Annotated in this window: 9 protein-coding genes; 4 read left to right on the top strand and 5 right to left on the bottom strand. The window is 76.1% G+C overall.

Features of this window, described 5'->3' with window-relative positions:
• Positions 1 to 17 precede the first annotated feature (17 nt).
• The 5 genes from ABT299_RS51800 to ABT299_RS51780 all read right to left on the bottom strand — a co-directional run bounded on the left by ABT299_RS51800 (position 18) and on the right by ABT299_RS51780 (position 4,481).
• Positions 18 to 575, bottom strand: coding sequence for a hypothetical protein (locus ABT299_RS51800; protein ID WP_500255376.1), 558 nt, complete (start codon positions 573 to 575; stop codon positions 18 to 20).
• A 110-nt stretch (positions 576 to 685) separates the two neighbouring features.
• A complete protein-coding gene (locus ABT299_RS51795; RefSeq protein WP_387032016.1) occupies positions 686 to 1,369 on the bottom strand; it encodes a response regulator in 684 nt (227 codons plus the stop codon).
• A 4-nt stretch (positions 1,370 to 1,373) separates the two neighbouring features.
• Entirely contained in the window at positions 1,374 to 2,432 is a 1,059-nt protein-coding gene (locus tag ABT299_RS51790; protein WP_500255375.1) for a sensor histidine kinase, read from the bottom strand.
• Between the two features lie 34 nt (positions 2,433 to 2,466).
• On the bottom strand, positions 2,467 to 3,828 hold the full coding sequence (locus ABT299_RS51785) for a sensor histidine kinase (protein WP_500255374.1): 1,362 nt from the start codon (positions 3,826 to 3,828) through the stop codon (positions 2,467 to 2,469).
• On the bottom strand, positions 3,825 to 4,481 hold the full coding sequence (locus tag ABT299_RS51780; RefSeq protein WP_190854338.1) for a response regulator transcription factor: 657 nt from the start codon (positions 4,479 to 4,481) through the stop codon (positions 3,825 to 3,827). The genes ABT299_RS51785 and ABT299_RS51780 overlap by 4 nt, the downstream gene beginning before the upstream one ends.
• A 159-nt stretch (positions 4,482 to 4,640) precedes the next feature.
• On the opposite strand from ABT299_RS51780, the gene ABT299_RS51775 reads away from it, so the two are divergent.
• The 4 genes from ABT299_RS51775 to ABT299_RS51760 are packed head-to-tail and all read left to right on the top strand — an operon-like array spanning position 4,641 to position 8,117.
• Complete coding sequence (locus ABT299_RS51775; RefSeq protein ID WP_387032021.1) at positions 4,641 to 5,177, top strand: hypothetical protein; 537 nt, start codon at positions 4,641 to 4,643, stop codon at positions 5,175 to 5,177.
• A complete protein-coding gene (locus ABT299_RS51770) occupies positions 5,174 to 6,217 on the top strand; it encodes a peptidoglycan-binding protein (protein WP_190854335.1) in 1,044 nt (347 codons plus the stop codon). The genes ABT299_RS51775 and ABT299_RS51770 overlap by 4 nt, the downstream gene beginning before the upstream one ends.
• A 5-nt stretch (positions 6,218 to 6,222) precedes the next feature.
• On the top strand, positions 6,223 to 6,903 hold the full coding sequence (locus ABT299_RS51765) for an ATP-binding cassette domain-containing protein (RefSeq protein WP_190854475.1): 681 nt from the start codon (positions 6,223 to 6,225) through the stop codon (positions 6,901 to 6,903).
• Positions 6,900 to 8,117, top strand: a complete 1,218-nt coding sequence (locus tag ABT299_RS51760; RefSeq protein WP_500255373.1) for an ABC transporter permease — start codon at positions 6,900 to 6,902, stop codon at positions 8,115 to 8,117. The genes ABT299_RS51765 and ABT299_RS51760 overlap by 4 nt, the downstream gene beginning before the upstream one ends.
• The last annotated feature ends 125 nt before the right edge of the window (positions 8,118 to 8,242 follow it).

Below are 8,242 nucleotides of genomic sequence, written 5' to 3'. Positions count from 1 at the left end.
GTCGTCGGCGACCTCGGTCAGCAGCTCCCCCGCCCGCCTCTTGAGCCGCTTGGGCCGCGCCTTCTCCGCGACGAGGTGCAGCTGCATGACCGTCCCATGACGAGGAACGTGATCCCCCACGGGCCGGTCAGCGACGCGGTCTGCACGACCGGCGGGACGTCCGCCTGCGTGTAGGCCAGGCTCAGCCACGCGCCGTGCGGGGCGGCCACCGACAGCGCGTACTCCAGCGCCGCCCAGCCCGCCGGGACGGTCAGCGCCGCGAGGAGCGGGAGCCCGCGCAGCAGCAGCCTCCGGAAGGCGAGCGCGAGCAGGCCGAACACCAGCGCGGTGCCGGCGATGATCCCGGCCGCCGCGGGCGGCGGCATCTCCAGGGTGCCGAGGTAGTAGGGCCACATCCGGCTCTGCCCGGCGAGCCAGGCGAGGGACGCGGCGGCGAACGCGGCCCGCCCGCCGGCCCGGGGCGCGAGCCACAGGACGGGCAGCGGGCCGAACCAGGTGAGCCAGGCGACCGGGTGCAGCCCGGTGCCGAGCAGCAGCAGGACGGACGACAGCAGCGTCGAGACGATGGCGGTCATGGAACGAGCGTCGGCCGGGCGGGCCGTCCGCCGCGTCGCCGGGACGAGTGAAACCCCGCCTCACTCCTCCGGAGCCGCTCGCCCGCCGGTACCCGGAGCCGCTCCGCCCGTCAGTCCGCGGGGTCGCCCGGGACGACCAGCCCGGACTCGTAGGCGAACACGACCGCCTGCACCCGGTCCCGCAGCCCGAGCTTGCCCAGCACGTGGCTGACGTGCGTCTTCACCGTGTGCTCGGAGACGACCATCGCCTCGGCGATCTCCGCGTTGGACCGGCCCCGCGCCACCTGCCGCAGCGTCGCGGCCTCCCGCTCGGTCAGCCCGGCGAGCCGTGCCGCGAGCCGCGGGACGACGCCGTGGCCGGGCCGCCGCACCAGGTCCTCGACGAGCCGCCGCGTCACCGCGGGCGCGAGCAGCGCGTCGCCGGCGGCGACGACCCGGACGGCGTCCGCCAGCTCGTCGCGCCGGATGTCCTTCAGCAGGAACCCGCCGGCGCCCGCCCGCAGCGCGTCGTAGACGTGCTCGTCGGAGTCGAACATCGTCAGCACGAGCACCCGGGCGGGCAGCGTCGCGCAGATCCGCTCCGTCGCCTCGATCCCGTTCATCACGGGCATCCGCACGTCCATCACGACGACGTCGGGCCGCAGCTGCGCGGCGGCGCGCACGGCGGCGGCCCCGTCCGCCGCCTCCCCGACGACGGTCATGTCCGGCTGCGCGTCCAGGATCATCGTGAACGCGGCGCGGAAGAGGTCCTGGTCGTCGGCGACGAGGACGCGGAGGGCCGGCTCGTCCGTCACGGGCTCATTCAACCGGAAGCCGGGCCAGGACCGTGAACCCGCGCGGGCCGGGCCCGGCGCGCACGTCTCCGCCGCAGGCGGCCGCGCGCTCGCGCATCCCGGCCAGCCCGTGCCCGGACGCGGCGGGCCCGCCGCCCCGCCCGTCGTCGGCGACCTCGATCTCCAGCGCGTCCCGCCAGCGCACCGCGACGGTCACCGCGCCCACCGGCCCGGCGTGCTTGCGGACGTTGGTGAGCGCCTCCTGCACGATCCGGTACGCGGCGACCCCGGCGTCCGCCGCGACCGGGCGCGGCTCGCCGTCCACGGTCAGCGCGGCCGGCAGCCCGCAGTCGCGGACGAGGTCCGGCAGCGTCGCGAGGCCGGGCTGCGCGCCGCCGGGCGCCGCCGCGTCCTCGCGCAGCGCGTCCAGGATCGCGCGCAGCTGCGCCAGCGCGCCGCGTCCGGTGTCGGCGATCCGCGCGAACGCCTCGTCCGCCCGGTCCGGGCCGGCGAGCGGCGCCGCCTCGGCCTGCACCACCATCAGCCCGACGGAATGGGTGAGGACGTCGTGCATGTCGCGGGCGATGCGGGCCCGCTCGCCGGCGGCGGCCGCCGCCCGCTCCTGCTCCAGCCGGCGCGTCCGCTCGGCGTGCGCGGCGGCCTGCGCGCGGCGGGCCTGCTCGGCCGTCCCGAGCGCGAACGCGGCGGTGAAGGCGGTGCCGAGCAGCGGGTAGACGTCGGAGTCCTCGCCGGGCAGCACGATCGAGACGTACACGGTGGCGGCCAGCAGCGGGACCGACAGCAGCCGCAGCACCGGCCGGCTCAGCGCGGCGATCGTGTAGACGGCCACCAGCGGCCCCCACGGCAGCAGCAGCGGCTTCTGCCACACGACCAGCGCGGTCATCGCGAGGCCCACGACGAGGCCGACGCGCAGCGGGGCGCGCCGCCGCCACAGCACCGGGACGGACGCGAGCAGCGCCAGCGCCACCACCCACCACGGCCGCGCCGCCCACAGCGCCGGCGCCACGGTCGCGGCGGTGACGGCGGCGGCCACCGCCCGGTCGGCGGTCCTCGCGTCGCGCATGCCGCCAGTGTCGGGGACCGGGGCGCCGCGCACCTCACTCGCGCGAGTGAGACACCGCCTCGTCCCCGAGGAGGGGACGGCCGCCCTGGGCCGGCCGCCCGCCCTGCGCGGGGGTGCCGTTCCCGGGCGCTCCGTGCCCGGACGCTCCGTTCCCGCGCACGCCGTGCGCGGCGAACGGGGCGGGCATGCGGGACGGCAGCCGGGCGGTGACGACGAGGCCCCCGCCGGGACGCGGCTCGGCCGTCACGGTCCCGCCGTGCGCGCCCGCGATCGCGCGGACGATCGACAGGCCGAGCCCCGACCCGCGGTCCGAGCGCACCCGGTCGTTGCCCAGCCGGCGGAACGGCTCGAAGATCGTCTCGATCTCGTAGCCCGGCACGGCGGGCCCGGTGTTGGCGACCCGCACCTCCGCCCAGCCGTCCCGGCCGCGCGTCGACACCCACAGCTCGCCGCCCTCGCGGTTGTGCCGGATCGCGTTCTCCACGAGGTTCTGCACGAGCCGCTCGACCAGGACCGGGTCGCCGGTGGTCGGCGCCGGGCCGAGCCGCCGGTCCGCGGTGACCCCGTGCCCGCGGGCCTCCGGCGCGGCCTGGTCCAGGACGTGCCCGGCGATGTCCGCCAGATCCAGCGGGTCCGTGCCGGCCTCGGCGTTCTCCGTCCCGGCGAGCGTGAGCAGCCCGTCGATCAGCCGCTCGTGCCGGGTGTTGACGACCAGCAGCGACTCGCCGAGCCGCTTGACGTCGTCGGTCGCGTCCGGGCGGCGGACCGCCACGTCCACCAGCGTCCGGTTGATGGCGAGCGGGGTGCGCAGCTCGTGCGAGGCGTTCGCGACGAACCGGCGCTGCCCGTCGAACGCGCGGGCGAGGCGGCCGAGCATGGTGTCGAAGGCGTCCGCGAGCTCCTTGACGTCGTCGCGCGGGCCCTCGTAGCCGATCCGCTCGGTGAGGTCGTGGCTGCGCGCCACCCGCCCCGCCGTCTCGGTGATCTTGTGGACGGGGCGCAGCGCCCGGTCCGCCAGCAGCCAGCCGAACCCGAGCCCGGCCGCGCCGACCAGGCCGAGCGCGATCCCGCCCTGCGTCAGCAGCGCGTTCAGCGTGTCGTCCTTGTAGTCGCGTTTCGCCCTCACCAGCACGCCCTGCAGCTGGCCCGGCGTCAGCGCCTTGCCCGCCTGGGGGGCGGTGACCCCGGCGGGCCCCTCCGTGAACACCCGGTCGGTGCCCCCGGTCGGCGTCGGGCCGCTGATCTCCGCCGGGCCGCCGCGCTGCGCCAGGTTGTTCTGCACCAGCAGGTACGTCAGCCCGAGCAGGACGATGCCGGCGCCGAGGAACAGGCCGGTGTAGAGCAGGGTGAGGCGCATCCGGATGGTGGGGCGGACGCGTTCGGCGAGGCGTGTCACGGGATCCGGTACCCCGCTCCCGGCACGGTCTCGATGACCTGCGGCTCGCCGAGCTTGCGGCGCAGCTTCATCAGGGTCACCCGCACGGTGTTGGTGAATGGGTCGGTGTGCTCGTCCCACACCTTCTCCAGCAGCCGCTCCGCCGACACGATCGTCCCGTCCGCGCGCAGCAGCTCGGCGAGCAGCCCGAACTCCTTGCGCGCCAGCCGCACGTACCGGCCGTCCCGCACGACCTCCTGTCGGGACGGGTCCAGCCGGATGCCCGCCCGCTCCAGCGCGGGCGGCGCCGCCGGGCGGGCCCGCCGGCCGAGCGCCAGGATCCGCGCGACCAGCTCCTCGAACGCGAACGGCTTCGTCAGGTAGTCGTCCGCGCCGATCCGCAGGCCGTCGACCCGCGCGGGGACCGCCGCCGCGGCGGTGAGCATCAGCACCCGCACCAGCGCGCCCGACTCCACCACCGCGCGGCACACGTCGTCGCCGTGCACCACCGGCAGGTCGCGGTCCAGGACGAGAACGTCGTAGTCGTTGACGCCGAGCCGCTCCAGCGCCGCGTCCCCGTCGTACACCACGTCCACCGCCAGCGCCTCCGCCCGCAGGCCCTCGGCGATCGAGTCGGCGAGCATCCGCTCGTCCTCGGCGACCAATACGCGCACCGTGCCGTCCTCCGCCTCGCCCGTCACCCTTCGGCCACAGCCTCCGGCATCGGGCGTAACGCCGGCATAACGAGTTCCGGTTACGGCGGGGTTACCCGCCGGCCGCTGGACTTGCGGTCGCCGCCGGCGTCCGCCCGGCGGCCCGGAGGAGACCGACCGATGAGACGGAACACGCTCGCGATGCTGGCCCTGCTGCCCGCCCTCGCCCTGGGGCTCCAGGGATGCGGCGGCGGGAACGACGGCGGGACCGGCGCTTCCAAGAAGGCGAGCGACGAGGCCAAGATGCGCAAGTTCGCCCAGTGCATGCGCGACAACGGCGTCGACATGCAGGACCCGAAGGACGGCCGCGTCGAGATCAGGGCGAGCGCGAAGCCCGGGAGCGGGCCGGCGCGCACCGACCCCAAGATCGAGGCGGCGCAGAAGAAGTGCGCCCACCTCATGCCGAACGGCGGGAAGCCGCGCAGGCCGTCCGCGGCGGACCTGGCCAAGATGCGCGCCTACTCCAAGTGCATGCGCGACAACGGCGTCACCGCCTTCCCCGACCCGAAGCCCGACGGCGGCATGCAGCTGCGGGTCGGCGAGGGCACCGGGATCGACCCGCAGAGCCAGACGTTCAAGAACGCCGACGAGGCGTGCAAGAAGTACCAGCCGGGCGGCGGCAAGGGCCCGCGGTTCTCCAGCGGGGGCGGGAAGTGAGCCGCAGGCGCACGGCCGCGCTCGGCGCGGCGGGCGTCGTGGTCGTCGGCGGCGCCGGCCTCGCCGCCGCCGGGCTGGGCGGCGGCGACGGCCCGTCCGCCCGGCACGGCGCGCTGCCGCCCGCGACGGCGGCGGTCGAGCGCACCACGCTCGTGGAGACCCAGAAGGTGGACGGGACGCTCGGCTACGGCTCCGCCCGTACCGTGTCCGCCCAGGGGCGCGGCACGCTGACCTGGCTGGCCGGGGAAGGGGCCGTGGTCACGCGCGGCCGGCCGGTGTACAAGGTCGACAACGAGCCCGTGCCGCTGCTGTACGGGAGGCTGCCCCTCTACCGGACCCTCGCCGACGGGACGAAGGGCGCCGACGTCCTCCAGTTCGAGCGGAACCTCGCCGCACTCGGCTACACCGGGTTCACCGTCGACAAGACCTACAGCTCCGCCACCGCGGACGCCGTCAAGCGCTGGCAGGACGATCTCGGCGTCGACGAGACCGGGAAGGTCGCGCCGGGGTCCGTGGTGATCGCGGCCGGCCGGATCCGCGTCGCCGACCACAAGGCGCAGGTCGGCGACAAGGCCGGCGGAGCCGTCCTCACCTGCACGGGCACGACCCGCGTCGTCGGCGTCGACCTCGACGTCCGGTACCAGCGGCTCGCCAGGACGGGCGCCAAGGTCGAGATCGTCCTGCCCGACGACCGGACCGCCCAGGGCACCATCACCTCCGTCGGGAAGGTCGCCGAGCAGGGGCACGGCGACGACCCCACCACCGTCCACCTCACCATCGCCGTCACCGGCCGGCGGTCGCTCGGCTCCTACGACAAGGCGCCCGTCGGCGTGAACCTGATCGCCGGCCGGCACCCGGGCGTCCTCGCCGTGCCGGTCGCCGCGCTCCTCGCGCAGGGCGACGGCGGCTACGCGGTACAGGTCGTCCAGAACGGGACGGTCCGGACGGTCCCCGTCGAGACCGGCGTGTTCGCCGGCGGGAAGGTCGAGGTCTCCGGATCCGGGCTGGCCGAGGGCATGAAAGTGGGGGTCCCCGCGTGACACCGGTGGTCGAACTGCGCGAGGTCACCAAGACCTACCCCGGCGGCGTCACCGCGCTGGACCGGGTGTCGGTCACCGTGCGGGCGGGCGAGCTCGTCGCGATCGCCGGGCCGTCCGGCTCCGGCAAGTCCACGATGCTGCACCTGCTCGGCACGCTCGACCGGCCGAGCGCCGGCACCGTGCTCGTCGAGGGCCGGGACGCGTCCGCGATGAGCGACCGCCGCCTGTCCGCGCTGCGGGCGAGCCGCATCGGGTTCGTCTTCCAGCACTTCCACCTCGCGGCCGGGGTCGCCGCGCTCGACAACGTCGCCGACGGCCTGCTGTACGGGGGCGTGCCGCTCGCGCAGCGGCGCCGGCGGGCCCGCCTCGCGCTGGAGCGCGTCGGCCTCGGGCACCGCCTCGACCACCGGCCGCACCAGCTGTCCGGCGGCGAGCGGCAGCGGGTCGCGATCGCCCGCGCCGTCGTCGGCGAACCGGCGATCCTGCTCGCCGACGAGCCGACCGGCGCGCTGGACTCGGCGTCCGGCGCCGGCGTCCTCGGCCTGCTGCGCGAGCTGGCCGGCGGCGGCACCGCCGTCGTCGTCATCACCCACGACCGCGACATCGCCGCGTCGCTGCCCCGGCAGGTGCGGATGCGCGACGGGCGGATCGTCCGCGACGACGCCGGACTGGAGGCCGCTCGATGACCCCCGCCGCACCGCCCCGCCGAGGCGGCGACGCCCCGGCCCGCCTCAGCCCGCCCGACGTCCTGCGCGTCGGCGCCGCCGGGCTCCGCGCCCGCCCGCTGCGCGTGTTCCTGTCGGCCCTCGGGATCGCGATCGGCATCGCCGCCATGATCGCGGTGGTCGGCATCTCCACGTCCAGCCGCGCCCAGCTCCAGGCCACCCTGGACCGGCTCGGCACGAACCTGCTGACCGTGGCGCCCGGCAAGGACCTGTTCGGCGACAACAGCGAGCTGCCCGAGGAGTCCACCGGCATGGTCGGGCGGATGACCGACGTCGAGTCGGCGTCCGCCACCGGCAAGCTGGAGGACACCGACGTCTACCGCAACGACCACATCCCCGAAGGCCAGACCGGCGGCATCTCGGTGCTCGCCGCCCGGCTGGACCTGCCCCGCACCATCGGCCTCACCATGGCCGCCGGAACCTGGCTCAACGCCGGCACGGCCCGCTACCCCGCGGTCGTCATCGGCTCGGACGCGGCGCAGGCGCTCGGCGTCTCCACGCCCGGCGTCCAGGTCTGGCTCGGCGCGCAGTGGTTCACCGTCGTCGGGATCCTGAACCCGAACCAGCTCGCGCCGGAACTGGACAGCGCCGCCCTCGTCGGCTGGGACGCCGCCGCGACCCACCTCGGCTTCGACGGCCACCCCACCACCGTCTACGCCCGCGCCCGCAAGGACGCGGTGGAGAAGGCGCAGAACCTGCTCGCCGCGACCGCCAACCCGCAGTCGCCCACCGAGGTCGAGGTCAGCCGCCCCTCCGACGCGCTGGCCGCGCAGAACGCGGCGAACGCGACGTTCACCGCGCTGCTGCTCGGCCTCGGCGGCGTCGCGCTCCTGGTCGGCGGCGTCGGCGTCGCCAACACCATGGTGATCTCCGTGCTGGAGCGCCGCGCCGAGATCGGGCTGCGCCGCTCGCTCGGCGCGACCCGCGGCCAGGTCCGGCTCCAGTTCCTCACCGAGTCGCAGATGCTCGCGGGGCTCGGCGGCGTCGGCGGCGTCGCCCTCGGCACCGCCGTCACCGCGGTGTTCGCGGTCGTGCAGGGCTGGCCGACGGTCGTCCCGCTCTGGGCGATGGCGGGGGGCGTCCTCGCCACCCTCCTCATCGGCGCCGTCGCCGGCCTTTACCCGGCGATCCGCGCCGCCCGCCTCCCCCCGACCGAGGCCCTGGGGGCCGTGTGACCCAGGGGGCGACCCCCTGGAACCCCCGTCACGGTCGGGAGGCTGTTTCCCGCTCCGCTGGCGCTCCGCGCGAAACTGCCTCCCGACCGTCGGGCGTGCCCGTGGGGCTTTTACCTCACGCCGTA

Origin of the sequence: Spirillospora sp. NPDC000708 (assembly GCF_040299565.1) — a bacterium.
Taxonomy (GTDB): Bacteria; Actinomycetota; Actinomycetes; order Streptosporangiales; family Streptosporangiaceae; genus Spirillospora.
This window is presented reverse-complemented; position numbering and strand designations above follow the sequence as displayed.